Annotated in this window: 17 protein-coding genes; 10 read left to right on the top strand and 7 right to left on the bottom strand. The window is 70.6% G+C overall.

All coding sequences use genetic code 11. The features are described 5' to 3' along the window. The first annotated feature begins 310 nt into the window (after nt 1–310). Nucleotides 311–505: a DUF3046 domain-containing protein gene (locus KME79_RS09845; protein ID WP_219544164.1), complete on the top strand. Its 195-nt coding sequence runs from the start codon at nt 311–313 to the stop codon at nt 503–505. Here KME79_RS09845 and KME79_RS09840 read toward each other — a convergent pair. Next, a complete protein-coding gene (locus tag KME79_RS09840) occupies nt 497–763 on the bottom strand; it encodes a hypothetical protein (protein WP_219544163.1) in 267 nt (88 codons plus the stop codon). The two genes, KME79_RS09845 and KME79_RS09840, sit on opposite strands and share 9 nt — an antisense overlap. Nucleotides 764–984: 221 nt before the next feature. Here KME79_RS09840 and recA point away from each other — a divergent pair, with 221 nt between their 5' ends. The 5 genes from recA to rny all read left to right on the top strand — a co-directional run bounded on the left by recA (nt 985) and on the right by rny (nt 8,576). Continuing rightward, nucleotides 985–2,082 (top strand): recombinase RecA, encoded by a 1,098-nt coding sequence (gene recA, locus KME79_RS09835; RefSeq protein ID WP_148033544.1) that lies wholly within the window; start codon nt 985–987, stop codon nt 2,080–2,082. An 11-nt stretch (nt 2,083–2,093) separates the two neighbouring features. Beyond that, entirely contained in the window at nt 2,094–4,610 is a 2,517-nt protein-coding gene (recX, locus tag KME79_RS46875) for a recombination regulator RecX (RefSeq protein WP_308248854.1), read from the top strand. A 218-nt stretch (nt 4,611–4,828) separates the two neighbouring features. Further along, nucleotides 4,829–5,329 carry a SigE family RNA polymerase sigma factor gene (locus KME79_RS09825; protein WP_219544161.1) on the top strand — a complete coding sequence of 167 codons (501 nt, stop codon included), beginning with the start codon at nt 4,829–4,831 and terminating at the stop codon, nt 5,327–5,329. Further along, nucleotides 5,326–6,666 carry a hypothetical protein gene (locus KME79_RS09820; protein ID WP_219544160.1) on the top strand — a complete coding sequence of 447 codons (1,341 nt, stop codon included), beginning with the start codon at nt 5,326–5,328 and terminating at the stop codon, nt 6,664–6,666. The genes KME79_RS09825 and KME79_RS09820 overlap by 4 nt, the downstream gene beginning before the upstream one ends. A gap of 293 nt (nt 6,667–6,959) precedes the next feature. Next, nucleotides 6,960–8,576: a ribonuclease Y gene (rny, locus tag KME79_RS09815; protein WP_246639587.1), complete on the top strand. Its 1,617-nt coding sequence runs from the start codon at nt 6,960–6,962 to the stop codon at nt 8,574–8,576. Between the two features lie 4 nt (nt 8,577–8,580). On the opposite strand, the gene KME79_RS09810 is transcribed toward rny, so the two are convergent. From KME79_RS09810 to KME79_RS09790, 5 genes are read right to left on the bottom strand one after another with little or no spacing between them, the layout of a single operon-like run. Beyond that, on the bottom strand, nt 8,581–10,428 hold the full coding sequence (locus KME79_RS09810) for a S9 family peptidase (RefSeq protein ID WP_219544159.1): 1,848 nt from the start codon (nt 10,426–10,428) through the stop codon (nt 8,581–8,583). Between the two features lie 36 nt (nt 10,429–10,464). Next, on the bottom strand, nt 10,465–11,358 hold the full coding sequence (locus KME79_RS09805; RefSeq protein WP_219544158.1) for an amino acid ABC transporter permease: 894 nt from the start codon (nt 11,356–11,358) through the stop codon (nt 10,465–10,467). Further along, nucleotides 11,355–12,023, bottom strand: coding sequence for an amino acid ABC transporter permease (locus KME79_RS09800; RefSeq protein ID WP_219544157.1), 669 nt, complete (start codon nt 12,021–12,023; stop codon nt 11,355–11,357). The genes KME79_RS09805 and KME79_RS09800 overlap by 4 nt, the downstream gene beginning before the upstream one ends. 58 nt (nt 12,024–12,081) lie before the next feature. Beyond that, nucleotides 12,082–12,966 carry a glutamate ABC transporter substrate-binding protein gene (locus KME79_RS09795; protein WP_148033538.1) on the bottom strand — a complete coding sequence of 295 codons (885 nt, stop codon included), beginning with the start codon at nt 12,964–12,966 and terminating at the stop codon, nt 12,082–12,084. Nucleotides 12,967–12,984: 18 nt separating this feature from the next. Beyond that, a complete protein-coding gene (locus KME79_RS09790) occupies nt 12,985–13,740 on the bottom strand; it encodes an amino acid ABC transporter ATP-binding protein (protein WP_219544156.1) in 756 nt (251 codons plus the stop codon). Nucleotides 13,741–13,877: 137 nt separating this feature from the next. On the opposite strand from KME79_RS09790, the gene miaB reads away from it, so the two are divergent. From miaB to KME79_RS09775, 3 genes are all read left to right on the top strand, one after another. Beyond that, nucleotides 13,878–15,362 (top strand): tRNA (N6-isopentenyl adenosine(37)-C2)-methylthiotransferase MiaB, encoded by a 1,485-nt coding sequence (gene miaB / locus KME79_RS09785; RefSeq protein ID WP_219544155.1) that lies wholly within the window; start codon nt 13,878–13,880, stop codon nt 15,360–15,362. Nucleotides 15,363–16,260: 898 nt separating this feature from the next. After that, nucleotides 16,261–16,848 carry a prolipoprotein diacylglyceryl transferase gene (locus KME79_RS09780; protein WP_219544154.1) on the top strand — a complete coding sequence of 196 codons (588 nt, stop codon included), beginning with the start codon at nt 16,261–16,263 and terminating at the stop codon, nt 16,846–16,848. 141 nt (nt 16,849–16,989) lie between these two features. Continuing rightward, a complete protein-coding gene (locus KME79_RS09775) occupies nt 16,990–17,736 on the top strand; it encodes an isocitrate lyase/PEP mutase family protein (protein ID WP_219544153.1) in 747 nt (248 codons plus the stop codon). Between the two features lie 18 nt (nt 17,737–17,754). On the opposite strand, the gene KME79_RS09770 is transcribed toward KME79_RS09775, so the two are convergent. Further along, nucleotides 17,755–18,654: a ribonuclease Z gene (locus KME79_RS09770; RefSeq protein ID WP_219544152.1), complete on the bottom strand. Its 900-nt coding sequence runs from the start codon at nt 18,652–18,654 to the stop codon at nt 17,755–17,757. Here KME79_RS09770 and KME79_RS09765 point away from each other — a divergent pair. Beyond that, on the top strand, nt 18,632–19,165 hold the full coding sequence (locus KME79_RS09765; RefSeq protein ID WP_246639586.1) for a methylated-DNA--[protein]-cysteine S-methyltransferase: 534 nt from the start codon (nt 18,632–18,634) through the stop codon (nt 19,163–19,165). The genes KME79_RS09770 and KME79_RS09765 overlap by 23 nt on opposite strands. The last annotated feature ends 8 nt before the right edge of the window (nt 19,166–19,173 follow it).

Raw genomic sequence — 19,173 nt, 5'->3', positions numbered from 1 at the left:
TCCCGGCATGCCGCTCGGACCTCTCCGCCTTCTCCTTCCGTACGGCCTCGCGCCGTAATGACAGTAAGTGGCGGCGCTTCGCCCTGTTGGTCTTGGCCTTGGCTGACTTGGGGGGTGAGGGTTTCGCGGTCTTCGCCATCAGAGTCGCGCGGAGGGGGACCGCCTGCCTCAGCCGGCGGGGGGATCCGCGCTTCCTCCCTTCCGGGTCTCCGGCACATGCCGATGCCGTGGTTCGAAGGCGGGTGATACGCAGGTCGTTCACGTTCCCGTTGCGTCCTACCCACTCCCGGGGCCGATCCATACTTGAGTGATGCGCCTGACTGAGTTCTGGAGAAGGATGCGCCTGCACTTCGGCGACACCTACGCCGAGTCGTGGGCGCGTGACTACGTGCTCGCGCCGCTCGGCGGGCGCACCGTGGTGCAGGCGCTGGCCGACGGCGAGAGCGCCAAGACCGTCTGGCGGGCCGTCTGCCAGGTCGAGGACGTCTCCCCGCGGCTACGCTGAGCCCAGCGTCTCCCTCAGAGCGCGCGCCGTGCGATCGAGGTCGTCGGCGCCGCCCGTGCCGCCGGGCGCCCAGAGAAACAGCCAGCCCCGCTCCGACGGCGTGGCGAAGACCAGGGTCTGCCTGCTCGTGTGCGGATGCCACACCCACAACAGCGGCTCCTCCTCGCCCACCATCCGGCTCACCAGCCCGTAGCGAGGGAGCACCTCGGCGAGGCCCTGCAGATGAGCGCGCCGTTCGCTGGTGTACGAGCTCGCCACGTGGTCACCTCCTGCCCTCTTTCCAGGAGTCTCCCCAGGCTGCGGGAACGCATCCGGGCGCGGGCAGACTTCCTCGCGGACGTGCGTGTGATCGAACAGCCGTTCGGCTACGATGGGCTCGCCGGGCCACGTCTTCCACGACCGCTTCCGGGAAAATGTCGGTGGCAGACCGTAGCTTTCACTCGACTGATTCCGACCACGACCCTCAAGAGGGAGCTCCCATGGCTATCAACGACCGCGAGAAGGCCCTCGAGACCGCCCTCGCCCAGATCGAGCGGCAGTTCGGCAAGGGTTCCGTCATGCGCCTCGGCGATGACGCCCGAGCCCCCATCGAGGTGATCCCGACCGGGTCGATCTCCCTCGACGTCGCGCTCGGCATCGGCGGCCTGCCGCGCGGCAGGATCGTCGAGATCTACGGTCCGGAGTCCTCCGGCAAGACCACCATCGCGCTGCACGCGGTGGCCAACGCGCAGCGGGCCGGCGGCATCGCGGCGTTCATCGACGCCGAGCACGCCCTCGACCCCGAATACGCCAAGAAGCTCGGCGTCGACACCGACGCCCTGCTGGTCTCCCAGCCCGACACCGGCGAGCAGGCGCTGGAGATCGCCGACATGCTGATCAGGTCCGGCGCCGTCGACATCATCGTCATCGACTCGGTGGCCGCCCTGGTGCCCAAGGCCGAGATCGAGGGCGAGATGGGCGACAGCCACGTCGGCCTCCAGGCCCGCCTGATGTCCCAGGCCCTGCGCAAGGTCGCGGGCGCGCTCAGCAGCACCGGCACCACCGCCATCTTCATCAACCAGCTCCGCGAGAAGATCGGCGTGATGTTCGGCAGCCCCGAGACCACGACCGGTGGCAAGGCGCTCAAGTTCTACGCCTCGGTCCGCCTCGACATCCGCCGCATCGAGACCCTCAAGGACGGCACCGAAGCGGTCGGCAACCGGACCCGCGTCAAGGTGGTCAAGAACAAGATGGCCCCGCCCTTCCGGGTGGCCGACTTCGACATCCTCTACGGGGTGGGCGTCTCCCGCGAGGGCGGCCTCATCGACATGGGCGTCGAGCACGGCTTCGTCCGCAAGTCCGGCGCCTGGTACACCTATGAGGGCGACCAGCTCGGCCAGGGCAAGGAGAACGCGCGCAACTTCCTGCGCAACCACCCCGACATGGCCAACGAGATCGAGAAGAAGATCAAGGACAAGCTGGGTGTGGGCCCGCGCCTCGACGAGCCCGCCGAGGCCCCCGCGCCTCCCGCGCCCGCCAAGGCGCCCGCCGCGTCCGGCCGCGGCTCCAAGTCCACGCCGAAGCCTGGTGACGTCTGATCGGTCGGCGCATGAGTGACACGGATCCGGCGCCCCCCGACCGGGGCGCCCCGGCCTCATCCCGCCGCAAACCCCGGCGCTCCTCATCCGAGGGCGCCCCACCCGGCGGGCGCCACCCTTTCTTCGGCGGCCGCGCCCCGGGGGAGCAGCCGCCGCCTGAAGACACCTGGTGGACACGGCCGGCGGGCGAACCCCAGCAAAGCCACCCCTTCTGGGGCGATCCGCAGAGCCCTGACACGGCCTCTGCTGAGGGGGAATCCGGGAAGCGGGCTGGTGAAGAGCCGTCCCTGGAGGGGCGAGCGGCGGGTGGCTTCTCGGTACGGGAGCGGGCCGCCGAGGAGGCTTCCCCGGAAGCGTCACGGGACGATCCGGTTGCGGCGGGGCAGTCTGGGGGCAACTCTTCCGTACGGGGGCAGGCTGGTGAAGAGCTGTCCCGGGAGGGGCGACGGGACGCGGTGGGGCGGTCTGAAGCTGTCCGCGAGCAGGCGCCTATGGGGCTGTCCCTAGAGGAGTCGCGGCGGGATTTGGATACGGGAGGGCGACCTGCGGATGGATCCTTCACGCCGGAGGGGGTTGATGAGGGGCTGTCCTCGGAGGCACGGCGGGAGTATTCGGTGCCCGAGGGGGGGTCTCTGGAGGCTCAGCCGGGGGAGGGGCGGGCGGTCTCCCAGGAGAATCTTTCCGTGCCTGGCGGCTTCACACTGGGAGCCTTCAGTGGATCTTCCGCAGCGGAGCCAGGTGACGGCCCTACCAGTGAGGCTCGGGTCGATGGTGTTTCCCGCGAAGAGTCTGACGGTCCTTTTGGCGAGGCTCGGGGCGATGATGCTTCCCGTGATGAACGGTCTGACGGCTCCTCCGGCGTGGTGCGGGTCGATGGTCCTTTCAACGGGGCTCAGGGCGATGATGCGTCCGGTGAGGAACCGTCTGACGGCTCTTTCGGCGTGGTGCGGACCGATGGTCCTTATAACCGCGTAGGGGCCGATGGTCCTTTCGACCGGGTGCGGGCTGATGGTGCCTCGCCTGGGGAACGGGCTGGTGGCGGTGCTGCTGCTGAAAGACGGGGCGGCGGTGGTCGCTCGGGCGGGGAGCGGGCCGGTTCCGTTTTCCGGCGAGGCGACGGGTTGACTGATCAGGGGATTTCGAGGAAGGGGTCTTCTTCCGCGACGAGTGGTGGGAGCGGTGGTTGGCCTTCGCCTGAAGAGTGGCGCGAGCAGCGCCGTCGTCAGCGGGAATCCGTTGTGGCGTCCGATGACATGCTTTCTTCCTCCGCAGGCTCCGACGCTGCAGCCGCTGACTCCCGGACTGCGTTCTCCGGTGAGGAGGTCGGTCGGGACGATGCGGATTCGCATGACACGCCGCAAGTCACGCCCGGGAGGAGTGTCACGTCCGTCGTGAGTGTCTCGCAGCCTGGGCAGGCCGCCGAGGAGGGGAGACCCGCCGGAGATGGGGCGTCCTCTCTTTCTCCCGACACTGCCCTCGATGAGCAGGACGGCGGTGCGGCGGCTTCCCACGCCGCGTCCGATGGGATGTCGGGCGGTGGTGCGGCGTCATCAGGGGATGCTTCAGGTGAGGCGTTGAGCGGTGGTGCGGTCCCACTGGGGGATGCGTCCGGAGAGGCGACGGGCGGCGGTGCGGTCTCGTCAGAGGGCGCGTCCTGTGAAGCGCCGGATGATGGTGCGGCGTCGGCAGGGGATGGTGAGGTGCCGGGCGGTGCGGTGCCGGCGGACGAGAGAATCGGGGCTTCGGATGGGGGGACCGAGGCTCGTATGGAGGTGTCGGACGCAGGGGTCGAAACTCCTGCGGGGGTGTCGGACGCAGGGACCGGAACATCTGCGGGGGTGTCGGACGCAAGGACCGGAACTCCTGCGGGGGCGTCGGCTGCGGGTACGGAGTTCTGGGCGACGCCGGGGGTGGACCCAGGTTCCGGGGAGAAGGCGAGGAAGGGGCGTAAGGGGAGGCGGTCCGGACGGAAGGCCGGGCGGGGATGGCCGGCTGATGGGCCGGATGCCGGTTCGGGAGCGGCAGCGGCGCCCCCCGCCGATCCTGAGGCGGTGGCGCGGGCGATCTGCCTGCGGCTGCTCACCATGGCGCCCAAGACGCGGGCGCAGTTGGCCGAGGCGATGCGGAAGCGGGAGGTGCCCGACGAGGTGGCGGAGTCGGTGCTCGACCGGTTCACCGAGCTGGGGCTCATCAACGACGAGGCGTTCGCCGAGGCCTGGGTCGACTCCCGGCATCACGGCCGGGGCCTGGCCAAGCGGGCTCTGGCCAACGAGTTGCGGCATCGCGGGGTCGACCAGGAGACGGTGAAGGACGCCGTCGAGCGGCTCGATCCGGATCAGGAGGAGGAGACCGCCCGGCGCCTCGTGGAGCGGAAGCTGCCCTCCACTCGCTCCCTGGACTCCAAGGTCCGCACTCGCCGCCTGGCCGGCATGCTCGCGAGAAAGGGCTACCCGCCAGGGTTGTCGTTCCGGGTGATCCGGGAGGCTCTGGAGCAGGAGGGCGTCGAGGTCGAGGACGAGTACCCGTAGGCCGGTGGTGCGTCGAGGACGAGTACCCGTGGCCCTGGCGGCGGATGACCTCGGCGAAGGTGGTCTCCGGCAGTGGTACAGGTCCTGGGCGGGGGCTGGAGCCCGGCAGGGGTTTCTTGCGTGGCCCCGTACCGAGTCGCCGGGAGATTCGTCGCGGTTCAACGAATTCACCTGTGTGGCCGTCTGGAGGGGGAGGCTACGAAGAAGGTGAAGATCATTTGGACGACGAGTCGTGGTTCGCGGAGTTCGTCGCTGAGCGGGCCGACGCGTTGCTGCGTTACGGGTACGTGCTCAGCGGCAACCCGCACGATGCGGCCGACCTGACGCAGGAGGCCCTCATCAGGCTGCACCGGGCCTGGCCGAGGGTGCGGCGGAAGCAGGACCCGGAGAGCTACACGCGGGTGATCATGGCCAGGCTGCACATCAGCGTCTGGCGGTTACGCCGGCGGGAGCAGCTGGCGTGGGATCCGCCGGAGGAGTCGTACGTGGACGCGCCACCGTCCGATGGCGAGCACGGGCTGTGGCGGGCGCTGGAGGGGCTGCCGCGTAAGCAGCGGGTGGTGCTGGTGCTGCGTTACTACGAGCAGCTGACCGACGCGGAGATCGCCCAGGTGCTGGGGATCTCGCAGGGGACGGTGCGTAGTCACGCCTCGCTCGGCTTGGGCAAGTTGCGGGCCGTCGTGGCACGATCCGCATCGGTGAACGGGAGGTCGTCATGAGCACGGAGTTGGAGGCCGGCCTCCGCCGGGCGCTGGGGAAGGCCGCGGAGCGCGCGCCGCGCGCGCCGTCCGATCTGTCGGGGCGGATGGTGACGCGGTCGCGCAAGCGGCGGGCGCGCGGGCAGGCGCTGATCGCGGCCGTGGCGGTGGTGGTGATCGCGGGCGGTGTCGGGGCGGTGGTGCGGGGCGCCGGGAACGACTCCGGCCCGGCGTCGGAGCGGTCCGAGATCGAGATCCCGAGGGATGCGAGGGAGCCCGAGACGACGCCGGGCGGGCCGTTCCAGACGGACCAGCCAGGGGAGCCGGAGACGACGCCCGGCCGGCAGACGGACCAGCCAGGGGAGCCCGAGGCGACGTCCGGTGGGCCGCCGCAGGGAGATCGGCAGCCGCCGGCGAAGATCCCGCCCGCTCTGGAGAAGGTCTGGCCGGACGCGGTGTGGCGGATCCCGGACAAGCTTCCGAACGGCCGCGAGTATCACCCGCGGGCGTTCATCGACGACCACACCATCCTGGTGGAGACCTGGGCCGGTCACGAGCTGGCCAACGCTATCTACGCCTACGACGTCGAGACCCGGAAGGCCCGCAAGATCACGGATATCCGCACCTCCACGGGGAAGCACGCCGACGGCTTCCAGGTGGTCGGCGACCGCGTCTACTTCGAGGCGTTCGGCGACAGCGGCGCCTCCCGGTTCTGGTGGGTGCCCGTCCGAGGCGGCGAGCCGCGGGAGATCCGCATGACGGAGACGATCCGCGGCCGGTCCGACGCCTTCGCCGTGGCGGGTGACCGGCTGGCCTTCTCGCTGGGAGAGAACGGCGGCGTCTACACCGTCCCCATCAAGGGCGGCGCCCCCACGCCGGTGCCGGGAGCGGAGAGGCACCACATCCTGCGCTGGCCGTGGGTGGGCACGCCGGGCGAGTACACGCCGGACAACGAGCCCAGCTTCCAGCGGCTGCTCAACGCCGAGACGGGCGAGACGAGCACGGCCGTCGTCCATCCGGGCGAGCAGTACGTCCGTTGCGGGGTGACCCATTGCGCGGGCGTCCGCCAGGACGGCAGCGGCTTCCACCGGCTGCGCGACGGCTCGGACGAACGCGACCTGCCGCCGGGGGCCCACGCGGAGCTGGCCGCCGACCGGTTCACGACCGGACCTCTGGCCCGGTTCACGGACGGGCAGGTTCTGTACGACGTGCGGACCGGCAGGTCGGCGCACCTGGAGCACGCGCCCAGCGAGGAAGGAGGCGTCAGCGTCGTCCGGCTCAGGTCCGCCCAGGGCCCGCTCGTCGCTCACCGGTTGCCCGGCGAATATCAGATCGTCAACCTGGACGGGATCGACTGACGAGGGTGTCGGGTAAGACACGCTTGGTAAGTCGTTTGCTTGCTCGTGACCTGTTCGACGCATAACCTCGACGGCAGTGAGGAGTTACTCCGCGCAGTGCGGATTGCCATACCGGTGAACGACATACGAGCGAGCTTGGTTGATCGAGGCGGACGAGGTGCCGGCTGTTGCGGTCGGCACGAAGTCGGCCTGTGCTTGATAGCTGTCCCGGGGCTTTCCGTGCCGCGCCCGTGACCCTCCCGTGCGAGGGCCGCGTTTGTGGGTGTTGACGACGCGAGGAGGGCGGGGCGTACATGGGGCCGCTTGTCGTGGTGCTGTCGGTGGCGGTGCTCGTACTGACCTGCGGGATGATGGCAGCCCTTTTCATCGTCGTCAGGCGCACCTCGGGAGGCGTCCCGAGAGGCGCCAAGCCCACGCCGGAGCAGTTGGAGGCCGTGCACGACGAGCTGGAGCAGGCTCGTACGGAGGCGGGCCAGATCCGCGACAGGGCCGAGTCCGACGCCGAGGAGATCCTGCGCAGGTCCGAGGCGGCGGCGGAGAGCGCGGCGCAGATGCGGCGGGAGGTCGAGGAGGAGAGCCGGATCCTGAAGTCGGAGCTCAAGGAGCTCCGCACCGACCTGGAGCGCAGGGAGCAGCGGCTGGCCGAGCGGGAGCAGCGGCTCGACGAGGAGGCCAGGCGGCAGGCCGAGCGCGACCGCAAGCTCGCCGAGACGGAGATCGAGCTGGCCGACCGGCGGGCCGAGCTGCTGAAGGTGGAGGAGGAGCGGCGGGTCATCCTGGAACGGGTGGCCGGGCTGACCGGCGAGCAGGCCAGGGCCGAGCTGGTGCGCGACATCGAACACCAGGCCAAGCGCGAGGCGGCGCTGATCGTACGGGAGATCGAGGGCGAGGCGCGCCGCGAGGGCGAGAAGCGCGCCACCAAGATCGTGACGCTGGCGGTGCAGCGGATGGCGACCGAGCAGACCGCGGAGTCGGTCGTCAGCGTGCTGCACCTGCCGGGCGACGAGATGAAGGGCCGCATCATCGGCCGCGAGGGCCGCAACATCCGGGCGTTCGAGTCGACCACCGGCGTCAACCTGATCATCGACGACACCCCGGAAGCGGTGCTTCTGTCGTGTTTCGATCCGGTTCGCAGGGAGACGGCGCGGCTCACGCTGGAGAAGCTGGTGCTCGACGGCCGGATCCACCCGCAGCGCATCGAGGAGGCGCACGACCGCAGCCGCGCCGAGGTGCAGGAGCTGTGCGCCCGCGCCGGCGAGGACGCGCTGGTCGAGCTGGGCCTCACCGACATGCACCCGGAGCTGGTGCTGCTGCTCGGCCAGCTCCGCTACCGCACCTCCTACGGGCAGAACGTGCTCAAGCACCTCATCGAGTCCGCCCACATCGCCGGCATCATGGCCGCCGAGCTCAAGCTCGACCAGACGCTGATGAAGCGCTGCGCGCTGCTGCACGACATCGGCAAGGCGCTCACCCACGAGGTGGAGGGCAGCCACGCGCTGATCGGCGCGGAGATCGCGCGCCGCTACGGCGAGCAGGAGGACGTGGTGCACGCCATCGAGGCGCACCACAACGAGGTGGAGGTGCGCACCGTCGAGGCGGTGCTCACCCAGGCGGCCGACGCCATCAGCGGCAGCCGTCCCGGCGCCCGCCGCGAGTCGCTGGAGGCGTACGTGAAGCGGCTGGAGCGGCTGGAGGAGATCGCGCAGTCCTACGACGGCGTGGAGAAGGTCTTCGCCATGCAGGCGGGGCGGGAGATCCGGGTGATGGTCAAGCCGGACGCGATCGACGACATCCAGGCGCAGGTGATCGCCCGCGACGTGGCCAAGCAGGTGGAGGAGGAGCTCACCTATCCGGGGCAGATCCGGATCACGGTGGTGCGGGAGTCGCGGGCGACCGAGTTCGCGCGCTGACCTCTCACCGGAAGATCTGCTGGTAGAAGGCGAGCTCGGCGGCGAGCGCGGTGGAGCGGGTCTCGGTGCGGCGGAAGCCGTGCGCCTCGCCGTCGAAGGCCAGGTAGGTGCAGGGGATGCCGCGTTCCGACAGCGTTTCCGCGAAGGCGGCCGACTGCTCCGGCGGCACCACCGGGTCGTCGAGCCCCTGGAGCAGCAGCATCGGGCAGGAGACGCCGCCGGCCAGGGCGAGCGGTTCGCGTTCGGCGTACAGCTGGGAGTCCTCGGGGCCGACGAGCCACTCCACGTAGCGGGATTCGAAGTCGTGGGTGTGCGCGTTGAGCGGGCCCAGGGCGCTCACCCCGTAGTACGAGACGCCGCCGGCGAACGCGCCTGGCCGGCAGCAGGCCGCCATCACGGTCCAGCCGCCCGCGCTGCCGCCCCTGACGGCGATCCGGCCGGGGTCGGCGTGCCCTTCGGCGGCCAGCCAGCGGGCGGCGGCCACGGTGTCGGCGACGTCCGCCAGCCCCCACTGCCCCTTCAGCGACTCGCGGTAGGCGCGGCCGTAGCCGGTGGAGCCGCCGTAGTTGACGTCGAGCACGCCGATGCCGCGCGAGGTCAGGAACGCCTTGCCGAGGTCGAGCGCGGTGGTGGCGTGCGCGGTCGGCCCGCCGTGCACGAAGATCACGTACGGGTGAGGTCCGTCGGCGGCGTGGTCCGGATGCGCGGGCGGATACAGGAACGCGTGCACCTCCCGGCCGTCCTCGCCCGGCAGCGTCACCGCCCGAGGCTCCGGCAGGTAGGCCGGGTCGGGCAACCCGCCGGGGTCAGCCGCCAGCACCTCGATCCCGCCGGGGGTTCCGATGGCCGTGGTCACCCGGGTCACGGACATCGGGGTCGCCGGGCCGTACCCGATGCCGAGGACGGAGGCGCCGTCGGCGGCCAGCGTCGGCGCCCACCCAGGGAACGGGGTGTCCAGGTCGGTGAGGACGCCCGTGAGCGGGTCGAGCACGCCGAGCCGCAGGTCGCCGCGCCCGTGCAGGACGGCGAGCCGGCCGTCGGCGAGGACCGCGTACGGGAGGCCGCCCAGGTACCACAGCGGCCAGGCGAACTCCTCCTCGCGCGGGCAGAGCGGCTCCGGCTCCCCGCCGCCGATGTCGGCCGCGTACAGGTTCCACCAGCCGGAGCGGTCGGAGATCAGGTAGAGCCGGCCGTCATCGCGCCACTGGGGCGCCAGGACGGACTCCGAGGGGCCGCCGGCCACGGTCCACGTCTCGCCGTCGGACAGGCGGGTGACGCGCAGCTCGGTGCCGTGCCACGGCATCCGGGGGTGGTTCCAGCACACGTACGCGAGCAGCCGGCCGTCGGGGGAGAGCGTGGGGAAGGCGTAGAAGTCGTGGCCCGTGACCTGTTCGGCGGCCTCGCCCCCGGCCAGCGGGACGGACACGATCGACCGTGAGACCTTGCCGCCGTCGAGGTGGCGTTCGCGGACGCACCACACCTGGTCGTCGCGGACCACCAGGTCGGCGTAGCGGTCGCCCTCGGGAGTGAGCGGCCTGATCTCGCCCGACCGGTCGAGGGTGTGGAGCCGCTGGTCGGTCAGCTCCGTGAAGACGACGTCGCCGCCGGAGGTGACGGCGTAGGGGCGGCCGCCGTACTCGTGCACGCGGGTGCGGGCGTTCCACGGCGGCGGCAGCAGCTCGGTCCGGGCGCCGTCGGCGGTGAGGCGCACGATCGTGGTGCGCCCGCCCTCGCCGGGGCGGTCCTCCGTCCACCAGGCGGCGCCGCCGGACACGACGGGCCAGGCCGGACGAGCCGCCGCCCGGGCGACGTCGGAGGTGGAGATGGGTGAGGGCCACAGAGCGGCGGGCATACCCGCATCCTGCCGGAAATCCCCGCCGCTCGTGGGTCAGTCGGTGCTGTCGAGCCCGCCGCCGGAGCGCAGGCCGATCGCCTCCGCGCCGGGGGGCGCCACCGGGGGCGCCGCCGTCTTGCGGCTGCGCCTGCTGCGGCGTTCCAGCCAGTGGGCCAGGTAGCTGAGCGCCATGTTGAGCCCGACGTAGATGATGCCGATGACGATGGCCGCCGGGATCAGCGAGCCGAAGAACACCGCCGGCAGGATCTTGAAGCCGGTGTTGAGCAGGTCGACGTAGGCGATGATGTAGCCGAGCGCGGTGTCCTTGAGCAGCACCACGAGCTGGCTGACGATCGCCGGCATCATGGCCGTGACCGCCTGCGGCAGCAGCACCAGCCGCATCACCTGGTTCTTGCGCATGCCGACCGCGTACGCGGCCTCCGCCTGGCCCTTCGGCACCGAGAGCACGCCGGCCCGGACCACCTCTGCCAGCACCGACCCGTTGTAGAGGGTCAGGCCGAGCACCACGGCCATGAACGCGTAGTCGCCGCCGCCCATCACGGTCGGCGCCAGGTAGAAGATGAAGAAGATCAGCAGCAGCAGCGGGATGGCCCGGAAGACCTCGACCACCAGCCCGGCCGGGATCCGGATCCAGGCGTGGTCGGACAGCCGCGCCAGACCGAAGATCGCGCCGAACGCGAGCGCGAGCACCGCGGCCAGCGCGGCGGCCCGCAGCGTGCCGGCCAGGCCGGGCAGGATCCACGTCTGCCAGGTGTAGGGGTCGAGGAACGGCTCCCAGATCTTCCCCTCGAACTGGCCCTTGGCGTCGAAGCCCAGATAGACCCAGTAGGCGATGCCGCCCACGACCAGCACGCTGACCGCGGTGAGCAGGTGGTTGCGCACCCGCCCGCGCGGGCCCGGGGTGTCGAACAGGACGGAAAGGTTCATCGGGCCACCGCCAGACGTCGGGACAACCAACCGGTGAAGTAGCCGATGGGCATGGTCAGGGCCATGAACGCGATGACGATCCCGATGAAGATGGGGATCGACGCGCCGGTGGTGTCGAAGACCTCCTTCATGGTGGCGGCCGCGTCGGCGAGGTAGCCGCCGGCCGTCGCGACCGTGGTGTTCTTGATCATGGCGATCATCACGCTGCCCAGCGGGGCGATGACGGCCCGGAACGCCTGCGGCAGGATGATCAGCCGCAGGGACTGGAAGAACGACAACCCGATCGACCGCGCCGCCTCGGCCTGCCCCAGGGGCACCGTGTTGATGCCGGCCCGCAGCGCCTCGCACACGAACGACGCGGTGTAGAACGACAGGCCCATCGCGACGATCCAGAACGAGTTGACGCTCGGCTCCTGGGAGAACACCAGGCCGAGCTGGTCGCTCAGGCCCAGCGCGGAGAACGCCAGCACCAGCGTCAGCGGCGTGTTGCGCACCACGTTGACGTAGACGGTGGCGGCCGCACGCAGCACCGGCGTCGGCGAGACCCGCATCCCCACGAGGATCGTGCCCAGGATGAGGGAGGCGACCGCGGCCACGAGGGAGAGCTTGACGTTCTCCAGGAAGCCTTCCGCGAGGACGGGCGCGTACTTGATTAGTTCGTCCATCGTGCTCCACCGCATAGGAGGGCGGCGGCCGGGATCCCGGCCGCCGCCTACGACATGATCAGGCGCAACCCTCGGCCGGCGGTGCCTCGGTCGAGAGCGGCAGGCCCTCGATGCCGCCGAACCACTTGTCCAGCATGGTCTTCATCTGGCCGTTGTCCCACAGCGTCTTGATCGCGGTGTTGACGGCCTCGCAGGTCGCGGTGTCGCCCTTCTTCAGGCCGACGCCGTACTTCTCGTCGGTGAAGCCCTGGCCCAGCACCTTGAAGTTGCCGCCCGCCTGCTTGGCGAAGCCCGCCAGGATCAGGTCGTCGGTGGTGACGGCGTCGAGGTTGCTGCCGTTGAGCTTCTGCACGCACTCCGAGTAGTTCGCCGCGTCGACGGTGGTGGCGTCGATGTCGAGCTCGCCGTCCGGCGGCGGGTCGGTGATGCGCTTGTAGGAGTTGGAGCCCGCAGCCTTGCAGATGCGCTTGCCCTTGAGGTCCTGCGGGGTGTTGATCGACGTGTCGTCCTTGCGCACCATGATGTCCTGGTGCGAGATCACGTACGGGCCGCCGAAGGTGACCTTGCCCTTGCGCTCCTCGGTGATCGAGTAGGTGGCGAAGATGATGTCGACGGTGCCGTTCTGCAGGAACGGCTCGCGGTTGGACGAGGCCGACTCCTTCCACTCGACCTTGACGTCGGTGCCGCCGTTGAGCTCCTTGAGCACGGCCTTGGCAACGTCGACGTCAAAGCCCTCCGGCTCGGGCCCGGTCTTCAGACCCAGGCTCGGCTGGTCCCACTTGGTGCCGACGACCACGGTGCCGCCACCCTTGATCTTGTCGATCACGGTGGCGTAGGAGCCGCCGCCGTCGCCGCCGCCGCCAGCGTCATCGCCGCCGCAAGCGGTCAGCGCGCCCGCCATGGCGAACGCGGCGAGCACCGCTCCCATTCGACGCATGTGCATGTGTACCTGCCTCGTTAGTCAGTGCGTGAGGATCTTCGAAAGGAAGTCACGCGCCCGGTCGGTCTGCGCGTTGGTGAAGAACTCGTCAGGGGTGTTCTCCTCGACGACCTGCCCGTCGGCCATGAACACGACCCGGTTGGCGGCCCTGCGGGCGAAGCCCATCTCGTGGGTGACGACCACCATCGTCATCCCGTCACGCGCCAGCCCGATCATGACGTCGAGCACCTCCTGCACCATCTCGGGGTCCAGCGCGGAGGTCGGCTCGTCGAACAGGATCATCTTCGGGTCCATGGCCAGCGCCCTGGCGATGGCGACGCGCTGCTGCTGGCCGCCGGAGAGCTGGGCGGGATACTTGTCCGCCTGGGCCGCGATGCCGACCCGCTCCAGCAGCTCCATGGCGCGCTTGTCGGCGGCGTCCCTGGCCTGGCGGCGGACCTTGACCGGGCCCAGCGTCACGTTCTCCCGGATGGTCTTGTGGGCGAACAGGTTGAACGACTGGAACACCATCCCGACGTCGGAGCGCAACCTGGCCAGCGCCTTGCCCTCTGCCGGCAGCACCTGGCCGTCGAAGACGATCCTGCCGTCGTCGATCGTCTCCAGCCGGTTGATCGTCCGGCAGAGCGTCGACTTGCCGCCGCCGGACGGGCCGATGACGACCAGGACCTCGCCACGTGAGACGGTCAAGTTGATGTCCTTCAGGACGTGCAGCGCCCCGAAGTGCTTGTTGACGTGCTCCATCTGCACGAGTGGAGTGGCGTCCCCGTTCTCCGTCATGGACCCAAACGGTAGAGGTACGAAGGACGCTGGTCACTAACCAGGCGGTACCGATCCGATCACATCAGGCAGTCAAGCTGGTCTTTTGAAGGCGTACGGCTGGCGCAGGGCTCATAACGACTACCCTTGTTCATGCCATGACTGTGACCCAGGAGAGCCCCCGTACGTACGAGGTCCGCACGTACGGGTGCCAGATGAACGTGCACGACTCCGAGCGGCTGTCCGGCCTGCTGGAAGGCGCCGGCTACGTCGCCGTGACCGAAGGCGAGACCGCCGACGTCGTGGTCTTCAACACCTGCGCCGTCCGCGAGAACGCCGACAACCGCCTCTACGGCAACCTCGGCCATCTGCGGCCCGCCAAGGTCCGCAACCCGCGCATGCAGATCGCCGTCGGCGGCTGCCTCGCGCAGAAGGACCAGGGCGAGATCGTCCGCAAGGCGCCCTGGGTCGACGTGGTGTTCGGCACCCACAACATCGGCTCCCTGCCCGTGCTGCTGGAGCGCGCCCGCATCGAGGGCGAGGCGCAGGTCGAGCTGAAGGAGTCGCTGGAGGTCTTCCCCTCCACGCTCCCCACCAGGCGCGAGTCCGCCTACGCCGCCTGGGTGGCCATCTCGGTCGGCTGCAACAACACCTGCACCTTCTGCATCGTCCCGTCGCTGCGCGGCAAGGAGAAGGACCGCCGGCCCGGCGACGTCCTCGCCGAGGTGCGCACCCTCGTCGACCAGGGCGTCCTCGAAGTCACCCTGCTCGGCCAGAACGTCAACACCTACGGGGTCGAGTTCGGCGACCGGCTCGCCTTCGGCAAGCTGCTGCGCGCCTGCGGCGACGTCGAGGGCCTTGAGCGGGTCCGGTTCACCTCGCCGCATCCGGCCGCGTTCACCGACGACGTCATCGCCGCCATGGCCGAGACGCCCAACGTCATGCACCAGCTCCACATGCCGCTCCAGTCGGGCTCGGACCGGGTGCTCAAGGCCATGCGCCGCTCCTACCGCGCCGAGCGCTACCTCGGCATCATCGAGCGGGTCCGCGCCGCCATGCCCGACGCGGCCATCTCCACCGACATCATCGTCGGCTTCCCCGGCGAGACCGAGGACGACTTCCAGGCGACCCTCGACGTCGTACGGGAGAGCCGCTTCGCCAACGCCTTCACCTTCCAGTACTCGATCAGGCCGGGCACCCCCGCCGCCACCATGGACGACCAGATCCCCAAGGAGGTCGTCCAGGAGCGCTACGAGCGGCTGGTCGCCCTCCAGGAGGAGATCTCCTGGGCGGAGAACAAGAAGCAGGTCGGCCGCACGCTGGAGATCCTGGTCGCCGAGGGCGAAGGCCGCAAGGACGAGGCCACCCGCCGCCTTTCCGGCCGCGCGCCCGACAACCGCCTGGTCCACTTCGCCGTGGGCGAGGAGACGCCGCGTCCGGGCGACATGGTCACGGTCGAGGTCACGTACGCGGCCCCGCACCACCTGGTCGCCGACGGGGCGGTCCGCGAACTGCGCCGCACCCGGGCGGGTGACGCCTGGCAGGCGCGTGTGGCTCCTCAGCCGTCCGGAGTGCTCCTCGGTATGCCTACCATCGGCCGGCCGGCGACTTCTCCTTCTTCTTCGGGCTGTTCCGCTCGCTGATCGTCGGGTGGGCTTGGCTCGGGTGGGTCGCGCCGTAAAAGATCAAGACCTTAAGGGCTTTTCGGGAAACCCCTCGGGCTGGGCGCCGATAGCAAGCCTTCGGCCTGCTCTGCCCGCCGTAGTTCCTGAGTTGCGGGCTCACCTCGGGTGATCATTTTCCTAGGCTCTTGAGGGCCTCGTAGCAGGCTTCGCGGCGGAAGTCGTGGAAGGTGGCGCAGGGGTCGGGGGCGGGGAGTCCTGGTGGGGTCTGGGCCTTGGGCTGGGGCTCGGGGGTGGGTGAGGGGGCGGTGGTGAGTGTGACCGCCTCGCCGGTGCTGGTGTTCTCGTTCGGTGTGTGGGTGCTGGAACGTTCCCGGGGTTCGGGTCGATGGGTGCGGGGTTGGGCACGGGGGCCTTCGCGATCTCGGGTGGGGGGCTGGCGTTCTGGGACGTCTGCCGGACGCCTGGTGGCGTCTCCTGGGTGGGACGAGGGTGTTGCCCTTGGTGGGGGGATCGGGTGGAGCCAGGGGGTTTCGGTGGTGACGCTCGTCACCGGTGCGGGGGGTTCTGGGCTGGCTGAATGGGGCGGTGGAATGGACGTCCACGTGGGTGGGGGCGTGCGGCGGGATTGATCGAAAAGCGGGCTTTCCTGATCGATTTCCGGGGCGGATTTGCGAGGGTGCATTCGCGGGCCGGTGAACGCGAGGAGAATTCCCGCCGTGGCGATGGCCAGGACGGCGGTGACCGCGGCGACGGGGGCGAGGCGGTGGCGTCGACCTGGGCGAATAGGACCTTGGGGGGACAAGTCGTGATTCCTTTGTGATTGTTGCGCGAGCATTCGGCTGTTGCGGCTAGTGTGGTCCATCGCCCGCGGAAGCCGGAGAGCTTTCCCGATACGACCGCAGGGAGCTGTAACACCATGCAAGATCCGACCGAGCCGGATCGTCTTGAGATCCTCAACGGGCCAGGCGAGAGCCGCCGGGCCGCCAGGAACAGGCCGAGCAAGAAGAAAAAGATCACCGTCATCGCCGCGTCCGTACTCGTGGCGGCGATGGCCGTGGGCGGCGTCGGCTACGCGCTGACCGCCGGGTCCGGAGAGACGGGCACGCCCACCCAGCAGAGCCGGCAGGCGGGGCCCGAGCAGGGCGCCGGCGAGACCGGCAGCGAGGGCGAGCCGCTGCAGGACGAGGCGGCCGCCGACGAGGCCACCATGGGCGACGCCGACACCGGCCTGCCCGAGGAGGAAGCCGCCGAGATGGGCGACGCCTCCGTGGGTGACACATCGGGCGACACGTCGGGCGACACCCGCGACACCCGCGCCGGCTCGTCGGACAAGAGCACCGCGAGCAAGGGCGACGGCGCCAAGCAGGAAACCGCCGCGAAGCAGGGCGACAGCGGCAAGAAGCCCACGACCGCGGCCAAGCCGCCGCCCTCCGACGAGGGCGACAACCCGGCGGACGGCCCGGCCGGCACCGTCGGCGGCCAGTGCGCCAAGAGCGGCTGCTGACACCACGAGCACGGTGGCGCGGGACGCGGCCGTTCACCCTCCGGACGCACCCCGCGCCTTCTGCGAAACCTGAAGTGGCTTGCCGGTTCTCGCGGGCATTGGACCTACAGCCACCGGCCCCGCCTTCCTATGGTTCCGGCCATGACCCTTGAGAAGGCGGCGGCACTGCGTGCCCTGCACGTGCCGGGAAAGCCGTTGATCCTGCCGAACGCCTGGGACGCCGCGTCCGCGACGGCCGTCCGGGAGGCCGGCTTCCCGGCGGTGGCGACCGGCAGCGCCGCGGTGGCGCGCGTGCTGGGCTACGAGGACGGCGAGGCGACGCCGGTGGCCGAGATGCTGGCCGCCGTGTCCCGCGTCGTCCGGGTGGTGGACGTGCCGGTGACGGCCGACATGGAGCGCGGATACGGGCTGGACCCGGCCGAGCTGGCCGGGCGGCTGCTGGAGACCGGCGCCGCGGGCTGCAACCTGGAGGATTCCGACCCCCGTACCGGAGAACTGGTCGATCCGGACGAGCAGGCCGCTTTCCTGGCGGCGGTGCGCGCCGCGGCGGGACCGGCGCTCGTCGTCAACGCCAGGATCGACACCTACATCGTCCGCGACGGCGGCGGGCGCGCCGACGCGGTGGCGCGGGCCCGGCGTTACCTGGAGGCGGGCGCCGACTGCGTCTACCCGATCGGGCTGTCGGCCGAGGACGAGATCGGGGCGCTGGTGGGCGAGGTGGACGGCCCGGTCAACATCCTGTTCAAGCCGGGCGCGCCGAGCCTGGCCAGGCTGGCTGAGCTGGGCGTGGCCCGGGTCAGCTACGGCCACGGCCTGCACCGGGCGGCTCACGCGTACGCCGTCGGCATGATCGGCGCCGTGCGCGAGGGCCGCAGCCCCTACGAGTGACCACAGGACGAGAGCGTGTCAGCGGCGGCGCCGCGGCACCGGGACCCGCATCAGGTCGCGCGCCAGGAAGACCTCCCCGTCGAAGGAGCGCCGCACCTCTCCCAGGAAAACGGGCTCGTCCGCGAACGTGTAGCGCTCGGAGAAGTGCGTGAGCACCAGCCGCCGCACCCCCGCTTGGGCGGCCACCAGCCCCGCCTCGAACGCGGTCAGGTGCCCGTACTCCTTGGCCAGCGCCTGCTCGCCCGACAGGAACGTGGCCTCGATGACGAGCAGGTCGACCCCGTCGGCCAGCTCGAACACCGCGTCGCACAGCCGGGTGTCCATGACGAACGCCGCGGCCTGGCCCGGCTTCGGCACGCTGCACCGGGCCAGCGTCACGCCGCGCACCGAGCCGGTGCGCTGCAGCTCGCCCACCTCGGGCCCGCGGATGCCGTGGGCGGCCAGCCGCTCGGGCAGCATGCGCACGCCGGGCGGCTCCTGGACGCGGTATCCGTACGACTCGACCGGGTGGGACAGGCGGCGGGCGGTCAGCGGGCCGGTGGAGGCCAGCTCGCCGGAGACCGGGTGCTCCTCGATGACGGCGGTGTCGGCGAACACGGCGGCGTGCCGCAGCCTGCGCCAGTAGTCAGCGCCGGAGGCGGGGAAGACGGCCCGCACCGGGTGGCGCACCCTGTCGCGCGCGATGCGCTGGATCACGCCCGGCACGCCCAGGCAGTGGTCGCCGTGGAAGTGCGTCAGGCAGATCCAGTGGACGTCACTGGCGCTCACCCCTGCGTGCAGCATCTGCCGCTGGGTCCCCTCGCCGGGATCGAACAGATAACCCTGTCCGTCCCAGCGCAACAGGTAGCCGTTGTGGTTACGGTGTCGGGTGGGGACCGCGCTGGAGGTGCCGAGGATGACGAGTTCACGAGACGACATGACGACCACCGTCGCGTTCGCGGAGGTGCCGACGCCGGTCGGGCCCTTCGTGCTGGCCGTCACCGAGGACGGGCTGGTGGCGTCGGGGTGGGGCGTCCGTGACCGGATGCGCGACCGCCTCGGCCTGCCTGAGGTCCATGACCCGGATCGTACGGGTTCCGTGGTCGAGGAGCTGAGTGGTTATTTCACCGGTGCTTCGCGGCGGTTCGAGACGCCGATCGACTGGCGGCTGACGTCGGGCGTGCGGCGCGAGGTGCTGCAGGCCCTGTACGAGGTCCCGTACGGCACCGCGGTGACCTACGGTGAGCTGGCGGCGCGCAGCGGCACCGGCGTGCCCGCGCGCGGGATCGGCTCGATCATGGGGTCCAACCCGCTGCCGATCGTGGTGCCGTGCCACCGGGTGGTCGCGGGCAACGGGCTGGGCGGGTTCAGCGGCGGGGTCGGCGTCGAGACCAAGCGCTGGCTGCTCACCCACGAGGGCTACCTGCAGCCCACGCTGCTCGACCTGTGACGTGGTGC

Source organism: Nonomuraea harbinensis (genome assembly GCF_019396385.1).
GTDB classification, from domain to species: domain Bacteria; phylum Actinomycetota; class Actinomycetes; order Streptosporangiales; family Streptosporangiaceae; genus Nonomuraea; species Nonomuraea ferruginea.
Note: the sequence above shows the minus strand (reverse complement) of the source record. Positions and strands in the feature narration are given on the sequence as shown.